General features: G+C 68.2%; 20 protein-coding genes and 1 tRNA gene. 5 read left to right on the plus strand and 16 right to left on the minus strand.

The features are described from left to right. Positions 1-92 precede the first annotated feature (92 nt). A complete protein-coding gene (locus ACE4Q9_RS15330) occupies positions 93-560 on the minus strand; it encodes a GatB/YqeY domain-containing protein (protein WP_397984790.1) in 468 nt (155 codons plus the stop codon). Positions 561-654: 94 nt separating this feature from the next. Between ACE4Q9_RS15330 and ACE4Q9_RS15335 the strand changes: the two genes are divergently transcribed. From ACE4Q9_RS15335 to ACE4Q9_RS15345, 3 genes are all read left to right on the plus strand, one after another. Then, entirely contained in the window at positions 655-1,581 is a 927-nt protein-coding gene (locus ACE4Q9_RS15335; protein ID WP_397984791.1) for a metallophosphoesterase, read from the plus strand. A gap of 216 nt (positions 1,582-1,797) precedes the next feature. Beyond that, entirely contained in the window at positions 1,798-2,529 is a 732-nt protein-coding gene (locus ACE4Q9_RS15340) for a Pr6Pr family membrane protein (protein ID WP_397984792.1), read from the plus strand. A gap of 66 nt (positions 2,530-2,595) precedes the next feature. Continuing rightward, positions 2,596-2,669, plus strand: a tRNA-Pro gene (locus ACE4Q9_RS15345). 83 nt (positions 2,670-2,752) lie between these two features. Here ACE4Q9_RS15345 and xerC read toward each other — a convergent pair. From xerC to ACE4Q9_RS15410, 13 genes are all read right to left on the minus strand, one after another. Next, positions 2,753-3,958, minus strand: a complete 1,206-nt coding sequence (gene xerC, locus ACE4Q9_RS15350; RefSeq protein WP_397984793.1) for a tyrosine recombinase XerC — start codon at positions 3,956-3,958, stop codon at positions 2,753-2,755. 74 nt (positions 3,959-4,032) lie between these two features. Next, the gene (locus ACE4Q9_RS15355) at positions 4,033-4,242 is read right to left on the minus strand and encodes a helix-turn-helix domain-containing protein (RefSeq protein WP_274818003.1); all 210 of its coding nucleotides are present in this window, start codon (positions 4,240-4,242) and stop codon (positions 4,033-4,035) included. Positions 4,243-4,669: 427 nt separating this feature from the next. Continuing rightward, positions 4,670-6,148, minus strand: coding sequence for an ATP-binding protein (locus ACE4Q9_RS15360; RefSeq protein WP_397984794.1), 1,479 nt, complete (start codon positions 6,146-6,148; stop codon positions 4,670-4,672). Positions 6,149-6,150: 2 nt separating this feature from the next. After that, complete coding sequence (locus ACE4Q9_RS15365; RefSeq protein WP_397984795.1) at positions 6,151-7,038, minus strand: bifunctional DNA primase/polymerase; 888 nt, start codon at positions 7,036-7,038, stop codon at positions 6,151-6,153. Between the two features lie 90 nt (positions 7,039-7,128). After that, positions 7,129-7,293 carry a hypothetical protein gene (locus ACE4Q9_RS15370; protein WP_358957433.1) on the minus strand — a complete coding sequence of 55 codons (165 nt, stop codon included), beginning with the start codon at positions 7,291-7,293 and terminating at the stop codon, positions 7,129-7,131. Positions 7,294-7,310: 17 nt separating this feature from the next. Next, complete coding sequence (locus ACE4Q9_RS15375; RefSeq protein WP_397984796.1) at positions 7,311-7,766, minus strand: hypothetical protein; 456 nt, start codon at positions 7,764-7,766, stop codon at positions 7,311-7,313. Positions 7,767-7,780: 14 nt separating this feature from the next. Beyond that, positions 7,781-7,975, minus strand: a complete 195-nt coding sequence (locus ACE4Q9_RS15380) for a hypothetical protein (protein WP_328398940.1) — start codon at positions 7,973-7,975, stop codon at positions 7,781-7,783. Next, entirely contained in the window at positions 7,972-8,241 is a 270-nt protein-coding gene (locus ACE4Q9_RS15385; protein WP_397984797.1) for a hypothetical protein, read from the minus strand. The genes ACE4Q9_RS15380 and ACE4Q9_RS15385 overlap by 4 nt, the downstream gene beginning before the upstream one ends. Before the next feature lie 141 nt (positions 8,242-8,382). Beyond that, on the minus strand, positions 8,383-10,563 hold the full coding sequence (locus ACE4Q9_RS15390; protein WP_397984798.1) for a cell division protein FtsK: 2,181 nt from the start codon (positions 10,561-10,563) through the stop codon (positions 8,383-8,385). A gap of 81 nt (positions 10,564-10,644) precedes the next feature. Next, entirely contained in the window at positions 10,645-10,980 is a 336-nt protein-coding gene (locus tag ACE4Q9_RS15395; RefSeq protein WP_397984799.1) for an RRQRL motif-containing zinc-binding protein, read from the minus strand. Further along, positions 10,980-11,837, minus strand: coding sequence for a protein spdB (locus ACE4Q9_RS15400; RefSeq protein WP_397984800.1), 858 nt, complete (start codon positions 11,835-11,837; stop codon positions 10,980-10,982). Before ACE4Q9_RS15400 ends, ACE4Q9_RS15395 begins: the two co-directional genes overlap by 1 nt. Then, the gene (locus tag ACE4Q9_RS15405; protein WP_397984801.1) at positions 11,834-12,178 is read right to left on the minus strand and encodes a hypothetical protein; all 345 of its coding nucleotides are present in this window, start codon (positions 12,176-12,178) and stop codon (positions 11,834-11,836) included. Before ACE4Q9_RS15405 ends, ACE4Q9_RS15400 begins: the two co-directional genes overlap by 4 nt. Continuing rightward, a complete protein-coding gene (locus tag ACE4Q9_RS15410; protein ID WP_397984802.1) occupies positions 12,175-12,444 on the minus strand; it encodes a DUF6284 family protein in 270 nt (89 codons plus the stop codon). The genes ACE4Q9_RS15405 and ACE4Q9_RS15410 overlap by 4 nt, the downstream gene beginning before the upstream one ends. A 553-nt stretch (positions 12,445-12,997) precedes the next feature. Between ACE4Q9_RS15410 and ACE4Q9_RS15415 the strand changes: the two genes are divergently transcribed. Beyond that, on the plus strand, positions 12,998-13,333 hold the full coding sequence (locus ACE4Q9_RS15415) for a GntR family transcriptional regulator (protein ID WP_397984803.1): 336 nt from the start codon (positions 12,998-13,000) through the stop codon (positions 13,331-13,333). A gap of 158 nt (positions 13,334-13,491) precedes the next feature. Further along, entirely contained in the window at positions 13,492-14,739 is a 1,248-nt protein-coding gene (locus ACE4Q9_RS15420; protein ID WP_397984804.1) for an XRE family transcriptional regulator, read from the plus strand. Positions 14,740-14,837: 98 nt separating this feature from the next. Here ACE4Q9_RS15420 and ACE4Q9_RS15425 read toward each other — a convergent pair whose 3' ends face one another. Together ACE4Q9_RS15425 and ACE4Q9_RS15430 are read right to left on the minus strand one after the other, a co-directional pair. Continuing rightward, on the minus strand, positions 14,838-15,959 hold the full coding sequence (locus ACE4Q9_RS15425; protein ID WP_397984805.1) for a macro domain-containing protein: 1,122 nt from the start codon (positions 15,957-15,959) through the stop codon (positions 14,838-14,840). Next, a complete protein-coding gene (locus ACE4Q9_RS15430; protein ID WP_397984806.1) occupies positions 15,943-16,536 on the minus strand; it encodes a DUF4433 domain-containing protein in 594 nt (197 codons plus the stop codon). The genes ACE4Q9_RS15425 and ACE4Q9_RS15430 overlap by 17 nt, the downstream gene beginning before the upstream one ends. Between the last annotated feature and the right edge of the window lie 546 nt (positions 16,537-17,082).

Below are 17,082 nucleotides of genomic sequence, written 5' to 3' on the forward strand. Positions count from 1 at the left end.
GTGCGGCCCCGTCTTGTTCCGGGGTGCGGCCCCGTCGTCGTACTTCCGTACTGTCTTCCCGGTCTTCCGTACTGTCTTCCCGGTCCCCGGCGTCAGCCCTGGAGGAGCTTCTTCACCGCGGCGGCGACGCGGCCGCCCTCGGCCCGGCCGGCCACCTTGGGGTTCACGATCTTCATGACGGCGCCCATGGCCCGCGGCCCCTCCGCGCCCCCGGCCCTGGCCTCCGCGACGGCCTCGGCGACGATCGCGTTCAGTTCGTCGTCGGACAGCTGCTTCGGCAGGTACTCGGCGAGCACCTCGCCCTCCGCCCTCTCCCGCTCGGCCGACTCGGCGCGGCCGCCCTTCGCGAAGGCGTCGGCCGCCTCGCGGCGCTTCTTCGCCTCGCGGGTGATCACCTTGAGGACCTCGTCGTCGGACAGCTCCCGCTTCTCCTTGCCCGCGACCTCCTCATTGGTGATCGCCGAGAGGGTCAGCCGGAGCGTCGAGGAGCGGAGCTCGTTGCGCTCCTTGATCGCGGCGTTGAGGTCGTCCTGGAGCTTCGACTTGAGCGTGGTGGTCATGTGGTCGATTGTCTCAGGTGGAAGGCACCGGGTGCCCGCCGTTTTAGCGGGTGGGCGGTCCCGGAGCGCGGCCGCGGTCTGACACGATGGTCATATGCGCGCGCGATACGGAATCCCCCTGGGAATCATGGCGGCCGGCGCCGCCGGTCTGGCGTACTCGGTGGGCTTCGAGGCCCGCTCCTTCCGGCTGCGACGGGTGACCGTCCCCGTCCTGCCGCCGGGCATGCATCCGCTGCGCTTGCTCCAGGTCTCCGACATCCACATGGTCGGCGGCCAGCGCAAGAAGCAGCGCTGGCTGCGCTCGCTGGCGGGGCTGCGCCCGGACTTCGTGATCAACACGGGCGACAACCTGTCGGACCCGGAGGGCGTGCCGGAGGTGCTGGACGCGCTGGGCCCGCTGATGGAGTTCCCGGGGGCGTACGTCTTCGGCTCCAACGACTACTACGGCCCCAAACTCCGCAACCCCGCCCGCTACTTGATGGAGAAGGCGAACGGCCGCCACGGCCTGAACGGCAACGCCCCCGCGGTCGGCGCGATCCACAACCCGTGGGAGGACCTGCGGGACGGCTTCGACGAGGCGGGCTGGGTGAACCTGACCAACACCCGCGGCGCCCTCAAGATCGAGGGCGTGTCGATCGAGCTGACCGGACTGGACGACCCCCACATCAAGCGCGACCGCTACGCCAGGGTGGCCGGCGGTCCGACGGAGTCGTACGACTTCTCGCTCGGCGTGGTCCACGCCCCCTACCTGCGCGTCCTGGACGCCTTCACCGCCGACGGCTACCCGCTGATCCTGGCCGGCCACACGCACGGCGGCCAGCTGTGCATCCCCTTCTACGGCGCCCTGGTCACCAACTGCGACCTGGACACGGACCGGGTGAAGGGCCTGTCCACGCACACGGCCGAGGACCGCACCTCCTACCTGCACGTCTCGGCGGGCTGCGGCACCAACCGCTACACCCCGGTGCGCTTCGCCTGCCCCCCGGAGGCGACGCTGCTGACGCTGGTGCCGCGGACCTAGGGTCTTCCGTCCAGCTCAGGCCCGATGAGAGAGGGGGTCTGCTGCCGTGCGTCGCGAGGCGGAGGACGGCGACACGGCGGAGCCATGGCAACCGACGACAACGCCGCGAGGCGCGGTGCCGGGCCCCGCGAGCCCGGCATGATCCGAACGAGAGGCCCTCACCCACCTGGCGTAGCCCACATGGCCCGCACGCCGGTCGCTTCCTAGCGTGAGGGCATGACCGCCCAGATACCCAGGGAGATTCCGGGCCTGCCCCCGGTCCCGGCGTCGTCCCCGCTGCTCCCGCGTTCCCCGGCGCCGGCCAGGGCGGTGCCGGCCCCCTCCCACCGCCCCGCGGCCGCGGCGTTCCGCCTGCTGACGGCGCTGCTCGCGGCGGCGGGCGTGACCCTCGCGGTCCTGCGGAGCACTCCGGCGCACGCGCTGAGCTACTTCGGCGTGCAGGCGGGCGTGATCCTGGCCGTGACGACGCTCCTGTCGGCGTCCCGCGCCTGGCGCGGCCGCCGCGCCCTGCCGTCCTGGCTGACCGGCGCGGCCCTCCTGTACGCGCTGGTGTCCGCGCTGACGTACCACCTGCTTCTGGCCCGGACACCGTTCAGCATGACGGCAGGGTCGACGCCTCCCGAGCGCTGGCACACCCAGTGGATCACCCTCCAGCTCCTGCACACGGCGGCCCCCGCGGCTGCCCTGCTGGACTGGCTGTGCCTGACCCCGGCCCCCCGCCTGCACCTCCAGCAGGCCACGACCTGGCTCCTCTACCCCCTGGCCTACCTGGCCTTCTGCCTCACCCGCGGCGCGCCCTACCTCTACCCCTTCCTGAACCCCGCCGCCCACGGCTACCGCGCCACCCTGACCAACGCGCTCCTCCTGGGCCTCGCGACCTACATCCTGGCCGGGCTCATCGTGACCCTCGACCACACCCGCCCGACCCCGATCAGCCGCCGCCTGTGAACCGATTTCGTTTCCTGGCCCCCGGTGGGCTAAAGTAAACGACGTCGCCGCGACAAGCAGCGACACCGGGGTGTAGCGCAGCTTGGCAGCGCGCTTCGTTCGGGACGAAGAGGTCGTGGGTTCAAATCCCGCCACCCCGACGCTGGCCAGAGGGCCAATCGCATGATCGCGATTGGCCCTCTGTCATGCTCGGGGGGCCAAACAGGGGGCCAAACGAATTTGATCAGGCCACCGCGTCGCCCTCTTCGTCGTCCCCCGTGCCCTCCCCTTCCTGATCTTCGGCGAAGATGTCATCCATCGCTTCGGCGCCCTGCGTGATCACGGGCCGGAGCTGCTTGCGGTAGACCGCCTCTGTGGTCGCCTGACTGCTGTGACCGACCAAGAGTGCGATCCGTTCCAGGGGGATGCCGTGGTCGGAGAGCAGGGATACGAAGCTGTGCCGGAGCTCCCGGGGCGTCCACTCAGGCTTCAGTCCGGCCTTCTTCACGATGGCCTTGAAGTCTCGCCGGACGTTGGCAGCGTCCAGCGGCTCGCCACTCCGAGTCGTGAAGACACGGCCGGTCGGGCTCCACTCCATCCCTCTCGATGCCCGCTCCTGCTTCTGCCATCGCATGTGCTCTTCGAGCACCTCGACCACCTGTTTCGGCAGAGCGATGGTCCGGCGGCTCTTCCTGGTCTTGGTCTCACCGTGCTTGCGCACCGAACGCCACACCGCGACGTGAGGCGGGATGCCGTCCGTCGTTTCTAGGAAGACGTGATCCCAGGTGAGGGGTCGCGCCTCTTCCGTGCGCACACCGCTGAGGAGCGAGAGCACGAGGTAGGCGTACAGCCGTGACGGACGCGCGGCGGTGAGCACGGCTTTCGCCTGCTCCAAATTGAGCGCCTTGCTCGGTCGACCGGGGCGTCCCTCCGGTGCGGTGACGAGTAGGGCCACGTTCCGCGCGGCCTTGTCCCTGCGCTGAGCGTGCGCGATAGAGCGGCGCAAGATGGCGAGCAGGTCTCGCAGGCTTCGCGTCGCCAGGAATTCGGCCCTGTCGTCCAACCAGTCGTCGACATCGTCCGCGCTGAGTTCCTTCAGCTTGGCCTTGCCGATGAACGGGATCAGGTGCTTGTTCGCCATCGAGCGGTTCTTGCCGATGGTGCCCTTCTCGTCGCGCCCCTTCAGCCCGCGCTCCAACCAGTCGTTCACGGCGTCGGCCACGGTGTAGTTGGCCGGTGCCTTGACGCCCGTCTGAACCTCCTTTTTCAAGTCCCGGATCTTCTGGCGGACTTCGGTCTTCGTCTTGCCGTACACCTTCGGTCGGCGGCGCTTGCCGTTCGGCGCATACCCCAGAGAGACGGCTCCGACGTAGCTCTTCTTGACGGGGTCCCAATAGATCGTGTCCGCACCGTGGCCAGCCCTTTGGGCACGCTTCGGGGTCTCAGTCATGCTGTGTTGTGCCTCCACATGGGGCAGGGCCGCGCCCTTAAAGGACGCGGCCCTGGCGGTCGGGATGTTGAGGTTCAGCCGGTGGCTTCCGCCTCGCTTTTGAGGAGTTCGACGTACCGCTCGATGTACTCAGGTGGCACAAGTCGGCGGCGGCCAATGCGGACGGTCTTGAGGCGTCCAAGTCGGATCTCCTCGTAGACCATCGATCGGCCAATACGGAGAGCCTTGGCAGCCTCTTCAGGGCGGTAGAGGAGCTGTTCAGCAGGTTCTGCGACTGTGCTCATCCAGTGACTCCAGGGCATCTGTCCGAGGTGCGGATTTCTGCGTCACCGCGTCATCTGCGTCATTCAGGGCTCTGAGCTGCTGGTTTGAGTGACGCAGGGAGTTTCGAAGTGCGTCACCGGTGACGCAAGCTGCCGCCACCGGGTGACGCGGGTGACGCGGGATGACGCACCCGCCGCCCGTCTGCGTCACCAATCTCTCAGCAGGTCACGGGGCGTTTGCCGTCCGTGGGTGACACAGGTGACGCAGCGTCTCTTTACTTCGGACAAGAGAGGGGTGATGTCTGTTGTAGTGCGCGACTCAGGGCGTGAAGAAGGAGCCGCTTCGCGGCACGACCATCGCAGGGCGGCGCCGCCGCCGAAGAGCAAGAGGAGCACGCTGGGTCGGGGTGCTCCTCTTGCTTGTGTCGACCGTCAGGGGTGCCGGCGGTCAGAATGCCGGTTCCTGCTCGTGTGCGGGCGGCGGGGCCGGAGGCCGGGCCATTTCGATGTACCGGGCCGCCTTGGTGCGTCCCCAGTCGATGAGGACGCCCCGGGCGGCGAGGGTGGGCTGAAGGCGTTTGAGGCGGTCTGAGAGGACTTTGCCGGTGGTCGGCCAGCCTTTTGGAAGGGGGCGGCAGTCCTCGCCGCTGTAGAGGCCGGTGAGGGCGTGCAGCCACTCGGCAGAGGTCATCCGCTCCTCTGCCCCCGGGGCGATGCCGGCGGCGTGCTTCAGGACGGTCTGCGCCAGCAGGTCACCCTCGATCACGTCGTCGTTGAGGTCGTCCAGGCTGGCCCGGTAGGCGGCGAGCGCTCCGAACCCGGTGGCCGCGTCGAGCTGCGCGCAAAGGTGCGCGAAGTCGGCCATGCGCAGGTCGGTCGGGATGTCCGCCTCTGCCGCACGCACCTTGACCGTGAGGTCGAGCAGGGAGCCGAGGATCACGGGCAGGGCTTGTGCGTACTCCGCCCACAGTTCCGCTTCGGTGCGCCGGACGCTGGGGCGTTCCAGGCGCAGCGGCAGGAGACGTTCGGCAAGGTCGGGCCGGATCACCCCGACGTCGATGCCGGTCAGCAGCAGGGGGCGGCGGTAGCGGGCCCGGACCACGTCCCCGTCTGTGTACAGGGCGCGTTTGACGGTCTCCGCGCCGGTGACGATGCAGCACATCGCGTCGGACAGGTCGGGGGCGAGGTGGGAGAGGTTGTCCAGGGCGGTGACCCATCCAGCGGCCACGGCCGCGATCAGGTTTTCCTCATCCTTCGGGGCGCGGCGTAGGTCACCGCTCATACCCTCGATGATCCGCACGAGCATCCGCCCGCCCGTCGACTTGCCCGCCCCCTGGGGGCCGGTGAGGAACGGAGCGGGGACGGGCACGGACGGTCCGAGGCAGCCGATCAGCCACGCGATGGCCAGGCATTCGGTCTCGGCGTTGGCGAAGTTGCACAGCCTGAGCAGGAGATCGATGCCCTTGCCGTCGGTGTCCTTGGCCGGCATGGGCAATTCGCCCGTGAGCTGGGTGCGGCGCCAGCACACCTCTGCGGGGTCGGGGGTGCGGATGTCCCATCCGGTGGGGTGGATACGGACCGACTGTCCGTCGTCGCGTCCCAGGTCCAGCCACGTCGCCCCATCGAACCCCGGCGCGACGCGGATGTGGACGGGCTGTACGTCCTGGCTCAGCGCGAGTGCCTCGATCAAGTCGAGTGCCTCCTTCAAGGCGGTGCCGTTGAAGACGCCGTATCCGTCGCGGAAGAGACCGACCATGAGTTCCTGCCGGTGGCTGCCCGAGGTGCCCTGGGAGCGGATCGGGCGGGCCACGGGGTGACCGTTCTTCTGCGCGTACACGGTGCCGTCAGCGGTGCGGAAGTACCGGAAGTGCTCTTGCGCGTAACCGGCGATGACGTCGCGGGCGGGAGTCTTGTCGTCGTCGGACATGATCACAGTCCCAACGTGGTGCGGGCGTTGGTCCACGCGTCCGTGCAGTGCCGCAGGGTCTCGCCCTTGGTCTGCGCGACGGTGAACAGCCGCGTGACGTGAGCCTCGGTGAGGCAGCCGCACCGGCCGTGCGTGGACAGCACCGCGAGGAACGTCCGGTACACGGTCGCGTGGACCGCGCTGCGCGCCTCGGTGATGCGCTGCACGGCCATAGCGATGCCGCGTTCCAGGTAGGCGGGCGTGCGGTGCGGGCACTCCCCGAAGCCGATCCCTGCGGGCGCGGTGGCGACGTGCGGCACCGGCCGGACGGGGGAAGGCTTCTTCGCCGCGAGCGCGCGCACGGCGTCCGGCAGGTCGACCATGTGACCAGTGCCCGGCCCCAGGTAGCGGGCGTAGGACATGGACGACTTGATGTCGACGCCGGGCCGGACCGCGTTGTGAGAGGTCATGGTGCCCCGGTAGATCCAGTGCTCACCGCGCGTCGTCGGCACGGTTCGCGTGGTCGGCAGGGCGGTATGGGCCCATGCGATGGCGTCAGCGTTGTCCAGGTCCACGACGGTCAGCCCGGCGGCGCCGGGGTGGTACGCGACGCACACCGCCTGCCGCCACGCCGCCGCCCACGGGGGCGAGACGATGACCGCCGGGTCGGTGGTGGCGGCGGCCCACGCGTGGCAGACGCCGGGGCAATCGCAGGGCCCTGGGGTTTTCATGTTCGGTCGGCCGCCGCACGTGTTGCCCGCGCAGGTGGGGCAGTTGCCGAACGGGACCTTGCCCCGTCGGAGGGGCAGGACCGGCACGCCGGCAGCGGCCAGTGCCAGCGCAGCCGGCAAGGGTTCGGGGAGCGGGCCCATGCCGTCCCGCCCTCGCCGGATCAGGGTCGGTTGCGTCATGCTGGGAGACCTCCACAGGTCAAGTGGTTGGCAAGTGGACAAGGGCGGCCCCGGTGTTCTTGGCGGAATCGGGGGCCGCCCTTGGCGTAGCTAGAAGTCGGTGCCGGTCATGTGGGCGATAGGGCCGGGGCAGTAGCTGTCGGGGCAGTCGCAGCCGCTGCACTCGTTGCAGATGTCGCCGGAGCACTCGTCACACAGGAAGTGGCCCGGGCATCCGTAGTCGCCGCACTCGTCGCAGTACTCGTCTTCGAACACGCAGTGATCTCCTCTGGTCAGCCGTGGAAGTGGTTGCGCTTGATCACGGCCTTACGGATGTTGACCGTGGTCCCGCCGTGGTGGCCGCTCGTGCTGAAGACCTGGACAGCGATCCATCCGCCGAAGATGACTGCGGCGAGGATGATGAGTTGGCCGATGAACGCGGTCAGTGCGGCGATGAACGAGGTGAGCAGCAGCAGCCCGCCGCACACCGCGAGGAACCCGACGCCCCCGAGGGCGACGTTCACGGCCGTGCGGGACACGGCCGGCTTGGCGGCGACCGGTTCGGGCTGAGCCGGTGCCACGGCGTAGCCGGTGACGACACGGCCGTCCGGCAGGACGACGCTCGCCACGGCCGGTATGTGGTCCGGCTGGACGGGAACGATCGGCGCCGCGTGCATGGCGGCGGGGGTGATCGGGGTGGGTTGGTGGACCACGAGGGGCGCGGTCGGGCGGGTGGTGGGTTCGTTCACGGCCGGGTGTCCCTTCAGTTGCCGAGGGCGGACAGGGCGTCGGCGGATGCCTGCACGAGGTTGTGGATGGGCTCGTAGGCGCCGGTCCCGGCGGCGAAGAACCCGAACAGGAACAGCACGAGCGCGGCGCCGCCGCCGGCGGACTTGGTCTTGACCGCGAAGACGGAGGCGGCGCCAAACAGCAGCACGGCGGAGATGTCGAGGATCATCGGGACCCTCCCGGGGTGTCGGTGCCGGCGCGGTAGATGCGCGCCCAGCGGTTGTAGAGCCAGCGCCCGGTGCGGATGCGCTTGCCGGTGGCGTGGCAGCGGCGGCAGTCCTTGCCGCGCTTCATGCGTCCCTTGCGGTCGGTCTTCAGGGCGTGGCCCATGCCACGGCAGCGGCGGCAGTCTCCGAACGGCGACACCGCACACACCCCGGCGTAACAGAGCGTGATGCCGAGTATGAGGGTGATAGCGAGCAGGGCGGAGGTCATGCGGGGCCCTCCCAGGCAGGTTTTCGGGGTTTGCGCAGGTGGGCCGCTATCCGCTAGCGGCCTGATCAGAGGCGGTTTGGAGCGCTAGCGGGGCCGCTAACGTTAGCGGGGGTTGCCGCTATCGTTAGCGGCCCCGGAGCGTCAGCCCGCGTCCCGCTTTCCGTCACGCTCCGCGATCGCGGCGACGATGTGGGAGCGGTCGACGCCGCGCCGGTTGACGACCTTGCCGTTCACCCGGCGCCCGACCTGGATGGTGGACACGCCGTGCGGCTTGAGCGCGGCGGCGAGCGCGTCGGGGTCCCATCCGTCGTAGACCTCCGGGCGCAGGTCCGCGAGCCGGGCCACGATGGTCTCCGACCACGCCTTGGCCTCCTTGGCCGGGACCACCGCGAGGATGTCCGCCAGCAGGTCATAGGCGGCCGTGGTCGGCTCCGGTGCCTCTCCGAGGGCGTGGCCGGCGAGCAGTCCGGCCTTCTCGCGGACGCGGCGGGCGCGGGCTGCGATGGTTTCGGCGCCGCCGGCGTCGACGTAGACGGAGCGGACGATCCGGGCGTCGGAGCCTTCACCCACGAAGTAGTGGATGCCCTTGTCTCCCCAGGCGAACATGGTCGCCCGCACCCCGCGCTTGTAGGCGGAGGTGCCTAGCACCATGTCGTTCTCCAACTGGCCCATCACCTTCAGGCACCACCGCGCGGATGCGTTGGCGCTGATGCCGGTGGGCAGCGACTTGGCGTCCGGGCGCTGCGTGGCCAGCAACACGACGATGCCGGTGGCGGGGCCGCGCTTGACCAGGTCGGTGATGATCTCCTCGAACTCCTTGCCGTGCTCGGGGTGCTCGAACAGCACCTGGCACTCATCCACCCCGACCACGATCGGGTGCAGCCCCAACGACCGCTTGTCGGCAAGGGCGCTGGTCACCTTGGACTCGGGGCAGATGTCCCGGGGCAGGGACCGGATCACCTTCGTGCGGCGGCGCAGTTCCTCGCGCAGGGCCCGGAAGTCGTCCAGCGCATACTGCACCGGTTCGTCGTCGTCGCCGGCGGCGTGCCGGTAGCCGACCGCGTTGCCCACCGGGTCCAGGTCGCCGGTGCCCTTCATGTCGTAGGTGTGCAGCTCAGCGCGCGGATCGAGAGCCGCGATCAGCAGCAGCAGACGCAGAAGGAACGTCTTGCCCATGCGCGGGATGGCGCCGATGACGCCCGCGATGTACATGAGCGTCACCTCGGTCCACCGGCCGCGCTGGTCGGTGCCGTAGGCGACCGGCTTGAACAGGTCTACGCTGCCGGACTTCAGCAGCGGCCACGCCGGCTGAGACGCCCGCGACATGTCCTGATCCCCGACCCACAGCACCAGGTGCCCGGTGTGCTCATCGGGGACCGCCTCGGGCCACACACACCCGAGCGGGCGGCGCAGACCGGAAGCGAGCCGCTCGCGACGCTCGATGATGTCCGTCACGGTCACGCCGTAGGGCAGGTTGCCCTCCGCACGCCAGCCGGGCCCGTCGCGGGTGATCGGGGCGGTGAACTCGAACCCGTCCCGTCCCTTGCCCTGTGCCTGATTGATCGCGGGAATGCCGAGCGCTCCCAGGGCCCGCAGCACGATGTCACTGGTCAGCTTGGTCGCCTTGGGTAGTTCCACGGCCCGGTGCACGACCGGGGCGTCCGCCTTGCGGCCAGCGGCCCCCAGGGCGAGGACGACCGCGCCCACGGATACGGCTTGCAGCCAGTCGGGGGCCAGCACGTACAGGGCGAGCGCGAGACCGAGGCCGGTGAACATCGCGAGCGCGGCGACCAGGGTCCGCAGCCGGACCCGTCCGTCACGCTGCCTCGACAGCTTCAGGTACTCGGCAGCGTCCTCCCGCCGCACGGCGGCGAGCCGGACCGGTTCGCCCTCACGGTCGGCCACCCACCGCATCGTGCCCCCGCCGAACTTCGCGGCGCCGGCCGGGGCCTGGAAGGCGAGACGGGCGGCGTAGACCGGGGCACGAAGCGCGTGGTAGCCGGCGGCGTGGGCGTAGTGGCGGGCCACCCACGCGGACGCGGTGCGCAGCTCAGCCACGGACTTCAGCCAGATGGGCACGACCGCGCGGCGGCGGGCGCCGGCGAGCCGACCGAGGTAGCCGGGACCGGTAGCCGCGGGGGCGGGCTGGTCGACCATGACCGGCGTGTCCGGGTCCGTCGGCTCCGGCTCCGGGGCGGGTGTGGGGGCCGGTTCGCGGGCGGCGCGGGCCTTGTCCAGGTCGACCACATCGGCGCCGTGGTCGGCGGCCATTTCGGCTTCCAGGCGGTTGAACAGTTCGTGGTCGTCGTCGGGATGCTTCACTGAGGCTTCCTTCTCTCGCAGAGGGAAGGCGGGGCCCGGTCCGTCGCTGTAGGAGGTGGGCGGACGGGCCCCGCCGGGAGTTCAGGCGGCGTACTGCTCGGGGTAGGCGCACGGCGCGCAGATGCCGAGTGAGGTGGGGATGACGTAGCCGGCGTCACGCCGGCAGGCGGGGCAGGTGCGGCGGGCGGCGTTGGCTTTGGCGAGCGCCGCCCATCGGGCCGGCGTCATGGGACGGACCGGCTTGGCGAGGTCGATGCGGTAGAGGTAGGCGACCAGCGGGCCCCGGCGGCGGCGTGGCCGTTCGAGCTGTGCGGCCACGTCTTGGCCACCGGGCCGCAGGCCACGGGCACGGAGTTGGCGGCGGGTGGCGTAGCCGTCCGGGGCCATGCGCCACCGGTAGACCGGCAGCGCAGCCATCAGGCGACGCGCTTCCACGCGGCCCGCAACCGGACCTCAGAGGCGGAGTGGCCGGCGGCCCGGAAGCGGGCGGCCATGTCGCGGTACGACAGGGGCGGCGTCTGGCTGTGCCGGATGTCGTGAACGAGCGTGTCCAGCGCGTCATCCGACAGTGCGGGCGCCCCCGTCTCCAGCGCCGGCACCGGATCGGTCGGGCCCCATACGGGGAGTTCCCAGTGGGGCGTGACGCCGGGTGTGACGCAGCTCGTCACGCTGGTCAGCGCCCTGCCGGTCTCCTCGCCCTTGCGGGCGGTCTCCAGCGTCGACCACGCCCCCGCGAGCCTCTGCGCGGTCTGTGCCTGGACGCGTGCGACGCGGGCGCCGGCTTCCGTCACGGCCGTCAGCCGCGTCTCCTCCGTCGCGGCTTCCGCCCGCAGCCGGGCGCGGGCCACGGCCGCTTCGTCGCGTGCCTCCTGCTGGATTCCCCGGATCGCGTCCAGCGCGAGCGGCGTGAGCGCGGTGCGCTCCCACAGGCTGTGGACGAGCCACAGGGCCTTGGCAGCGATCGGCAGCCACGCCACGGCCAGCCAGGCGCCGGCGGAGTGCTCAGCGGTCAGGGCGTGCGCGACCAAGACGCCGGCGGCGAGAACGCCGAAGGACCAACCGACCGCCGTTACGGCGCGGTTGTGGTCACCCTGCGCGGCCAGGCGGCGTTCGTAGGCGAGGGTGGCCAGCCATCCACCGTCGATACCGAGACCGACGACCAGAGCGACCGGCCACGGCACCGCCGCACCCAGCCACATCATGACCACCGCGAGGGTGAGCACCATCGACACGGCCGTCATCGCGACAGCCGGCAGCACGGTCTTGGCCCTCACCGGGCACCTCCCGCCTGCCCTGCAAGGGCACGGTCGACGTCCGGCTGATCGGCATACGCGGTCAGGACGATGCCCGCGCCGGCGAACTGCCCTTCGGCCTTCAGGACGCGGGTGCGTCCGTCGCTCTGGGTGCGGGAGTCGACCGCTTCCGGGGCGATCCGCAGGGCAGTGCGCCACTGCTCGAACGCGGCGAGGCTCTCGCCCGAGGTGTCGTGGAAGGACAGCCGCAGCCACTCCGGGAAGATCGGGGACACATCCACGTCGGGGGCGGGCAGGTGCGGGAAGTCCACGGCCAGCAGCCGCAGCGCGCGCAGGGGGACCGTGAGGTCGTCCAGCGTCATGCCGCACCCCCGGGCAGGCTCGTACCGGCCGCGCGGTTGACCAGCGCGACCCGGGCGGCGAGCGCCCGGCGCCGGGCCCGGCGGATACGCCGCACGTCCAGTTCGGTCGGGGTGCGGTCCAGGGTGGTGATGTGCGCGTCCAACAGGTCGACGTCCGCCAGGATGACGGGCATCTCCTGCTCAATCGCGTCCAGCTCCGCATTCGTCGGTTCCATGAAGTCCGCGAACGCCGTAACGGCGTCCTGAAGTGTGACAACGTGGTACATGGGTCGTGGTTCCTTCCAGCGAGGAACGGCCCGAACAGCACCCCCGGGTGGCCCCCCGGGGGTGCGCGCCGTTGGAGCGGTACTTCCGGCTCCCCGCGCTCCCGCCCGTACGTCCTCGCGCAGTGCGCGGAACGGACGGACGGGAGAGGCAGCCGGCCGCAGCGTGACGTGCTGCGAGCCGTGGTGGACCGTGCATGCTGTCCAGGCGCCGCCGACCGGTCCGTAACGGTGGCGCCCAGGGTTTTCGTCGGTACATCAGGAGTCCTTTCGACGAGGTCAACAGTGGTGAAGCACTGCAAGGGGGATCGCGTCCCCACTCTCCGGCCGTTGCTCGCGGTCACCGGGCCACCTCGCCAGTACGGGCCGAAGCCCTGTTCCACCTGGCCTTTAGCGGGATTGCAGCGTCCCCGCCCTGTGCATTCGTGCAGGTCAAGCGGCTGATTCCCGAGAATCCGGGAGGCCCGCTCGTTGACTAGCTTGCACTAGTCTGCTGTGGTGCACAACCTCTGTGGGGTGATGCGCGCTAGTTCGCTGTGGTGGGTACGCTCAGAGCATGACTGTCACAGGAGGGCCGAAGCCGAAAGCGGTGCAGGTCGCGGACGCACTTCGCGACGACATCAAGAAGATGAGACCGGGAGACAAGCTCCCGTCACAGCGCGAGTTGATCGACCGCTTCGGATTCGCGAGCCAGACCATCCAGAACGGCTTGGCTGCGCTCCGAGCCGAAGGGCTGATCGTGTCGGCCGGAAACCTCGGCAACTTCGTCAGCGACGGGGCTTCCCCCAGCAGCGACGTGCGCGACGACATCAAGGAAATCCGCTCCCAGATTCAGGCGTTGGCTGAACGGGTCGCAGCGCTCGAAGAGCGTTCCGCCCCGGGTGGTGCGTGATCTGCAACCAGCATGCGAGGAACGGAAGGTGTGACGTAAGTGACAGCCAGGGGACAGAGAAGCGGAGGTGGGGACATGTCCAGTGACACCCCCATGTCCCCTTCCCTGTCCCCCCAGCGCGCGGGTGAGACTCGGAGTAGGCACTCGGAGGAGGGCACATGACCAACGACAGGCCCGCATGGGCGCGGCGCATCGCTGCCGAACGAATGGCGCGCGACTGGTCGCAGCGCCAGGCAGTGAGGGCACTGCGGGCGCACGCTCCCACGGAGCTGCCCGCAGAAGACAGCATGATTCGCCAGTGGAAGCGCTGGGAGTCAGGCCAGATGCCGAACGACTTCTACCAACCGATCATCGCGGCTCTGTTCGGCACCGTGACGCACGCGCTCTTCCCGGCCCCTTCGCGGCGCGACGGGGACAAGGAGATCCTTGCAGCGTCCGGCATGGAGACGCTGGAGATCGTGAGCCGTCTCAACCGGTCCGACGTCGACAATGCCACGCTTGACGCCCTGCGGATCACGGCGGACCGGCTCGCCTCGGAGTACCCGTTCATGCCGAGCGAACAGCTCCTCATCGAGGGGCGGCAGTGGCTCCGTCGTGTCGTCGAACTTCACACGAAGAGCCTCACGCTCGCGCAGCACCGCGAGGTGCTCGCACTGTCTGGTTGGCTCGCGCTACTGGTCGGCTGTGTCGAGTACGACACGGGCGCACGCCACGCGGCTGAGTCGACGCGACAGGCGGCGCTCTCGCTCGCGACCGAGGCGGACCATGCGGAGGTCGCCGGGTGGGCACACGAGATGCGGGCATGGTTCGCCCTCACGACCGGCGACTACCGCGGCGTCATCGCAGCGGCGCAGGCCGGATCCGAGACGGCTCAGCACCACGGCGTGGCCGTGCAGCTCGCTGCCCAGGAAGCCAAGGCGTGGGCCCGGATCGGGGACCGCCGGCAAGTCGAGGTGGCCTTGGACAAGGGGCGGCGGTTGCTCGAAGGGATGCCGTACCCCGAGAACCTGGACAACCACTTCGTGGTGGATCCCACCAAGTTCGACTTCTACGCGATGGACTGCTACCGCCTGGTCGGTGAGGACAAGCTCGCACGCACGCTCGCCGAAGAGGTGCTGAGGGCGGGAACGGACTTCGACGGCACCGAGCGCTCGCCGATGCGCAATGCTGAAGCACGCGTCACGCTGGGCGTCACGGCGGCACGTGAGGGTGACTTGGAACAGGCACTCATCATGGGTGAACGAGCCCTCGAAGGGGACCGGCAGTCGGTGCCGTCGCTCATCATGACCAGCCGCGAACTCGCGGCCGAGATGAGGCGCCGGTACAGTGCCGAACCTGCGGCACAGGATTACCTCGCGCGGCTTCACTCGCTCGCCGACGAAAAGCCCGGATTCATGCCTCGCTGATCGGACACATGCCCCACGGCACCACGTGGCAGCCCAACAAAGGAACTGGGTCGGCATGGGCCTGTGCTCGCATTGAATCGAGCGCAGGCCCACGGCTTCTACACCAAACTGAGTTCCTCGACTGCCTCTTCAATCGACTCGTCAGGGACCACCCTAATCCACTGCCGTGTAGCGAGATTAGCGATGGCGCGCAAGATTTCGTCACGCTTCAATGGTGGGACTCGCCGGACCTTCCAAGCCTCAACCGCCTTCAGCACGTCTGTGGCAGTTGGAATCGCACCGTTCTTTCGGTACAGGAAGTAGGCCGTATAGTGCACGGTGGCCGCTATTTCAGCCTGAGTCGTATTGAACCTTGCGACCAGGTCGCAAGTTGAATCGATTGCGTCGCTCCACTTGTCGATCTGCGCAGCGTACTCTTTTCGAGCATCCTTATATGCATCGCCCACCTGGACTTCGAACATCCTGCCACGCTGACGCTCTGCCAGTAGGCCATTGTTTTGCAGTTTCGCAATCGCCGGTTTCAGCTGAGGTGAGAATGGACCAAAGCTGGCGCGCTCATAGTTGAACCCTGTAGGCACGCCGGCCATGGTCGCGAAGTAGGCCATCTTTTGAAGCATGATGCGGCCCACGGGCCACCGATAGGGCTGACCTTCAAGTCGATGAAGGATCTCCACTAGCGCAATGAGTTGAGGGTCGATCCTGCGTTGCGGTTCTTGCGATTCCTTATCATCCCAAAGATTGAGCTGGCCGGACGTCACATCGACGTCATATGGCGCATATAGCTCAACCGGGATATCCAACTCACCAAGATGACGGATGAGTACGGGAGCTACAACAGACCATTCAAGCTGACCGTTCCCGCAGCCGAGCGGTGGCACGGCGATTGAGCGCAAGCCCCAAGCCTTATACTGGGACTTAAGGTACTCAAGCCCAGCAACAATATCGGACAGCTTGCTAACACTTCGCCAATGCGCCTTCGTCGGGAAATTCACAATCATGTGATTCGCGGCGACGTAAGGGTACGGCTCACCAAGGCGAACTTGATTAGCCTTGCACCTGCGCACATAGTCTGCGAACATTTCTGGATAGCGCTTCTTGAAAGACAGAGCGATACCCTTACCCATCACGCCAACGGTGTTAACCGTGTTCACGAGACCGTGCATGGAGGACTGCAATAGGTCCCCCTGAACGATCCGCACGTTGTTAACGGAAGTAGACATGGGTATTCACCTCCACCTTCCAATCTGGTTGCGCCTCTTTGCAGATTTCAGCCTGCTGCTTGGTCAGAGTATAACAGCCGAAGATGAAATTAGGCAATACGGAATTAGGCACCAGAACTTCAGCGCATCGAGCGCGCTTGCATTCAACTTTCTGCCAAAAATCGCTATGGTTCCAGCTATCGGCATAGACGAGATCGTGACGGAGAACTGCCAAACCTGACGGTGACGCAAGAAAAAGGGTTGTGTCCGCTGCCGCATTACCATCCGTGATAACTGTGCCTGGAATGTCGAGCACATCCGGCAGTACTCGCACAACCATAAGATCCCGATGCCCTTTGCTCATAAGGTAGTACATCATCGGATTCCGAGCATCGAAGTAGAGGTTTGTGTACGAATGAAGCGGACCGCCGTTGGGGACGCTTTTCCGAGCCCGCCGGTCTTGTACGTCCTGCAAAGCTACCGAAAGGTGGTCTACCGCCTCTGCGGCACGATGGCTCAGCAAACCCCTCGTTGCTATGGACGCGAGATTCGAAATGGGGGTGATGTAATGAAGCTCCGCAACCCGTTCACGCTCCAACTTCGCTCCTATCCTGCGGACAACCCCCTGTGCCGCAAGTGGGGGTTGACCGTGGCCCGGGATGCCACGCCGCATCATCCAGGGACATCATGCCGCCTCGCACTGACAACGGGACCCCAGCAGCAGCGATGCACGCTGCCGGCAGCCGCACCACAGCCGAACGCGCCCCCTCACGCCGCGCTGGTCAGCGCAGACATCGCACGAGCGACGAAGGGTCTGGGGGGCCAAACGGGGGGCCAAATGAGGCAACCGCACCAAGACCGTCCCGGACGGTAGTGGACAGTCCCGGAGTCGAAGGAGCAGGTCGATGGTCCCGAAGCAAGGTCACGTAGGGGGCTGATCGCGTTCGGGACGAAGAGGTCGTGGGTTCAAATCCCGCCACCCCGACGCCGTAGTACCAGGTCAGGGGCCTGATCCAGTTACTGGATCAGGCCCCTGAGTGGTTCCTGGGTCAATCTTGGGAGCCGTCTGGGAGCCAACTCCGGAATCCGGCTCCCAGGCGGCTCCCGCTCCTCTCACTCGGAGGCGGTGCCAGGCAGGTCACAG

This window comes from Streptomyces sp. AM6-12 (assembly GCF_044327085.1).
In the GTDB taxonomy this organism is placed as follows: Bacteria; Actinomycetota; Actinomycetes; order Streptomycetales; family Streptomycetaceae; genus Streptomyces.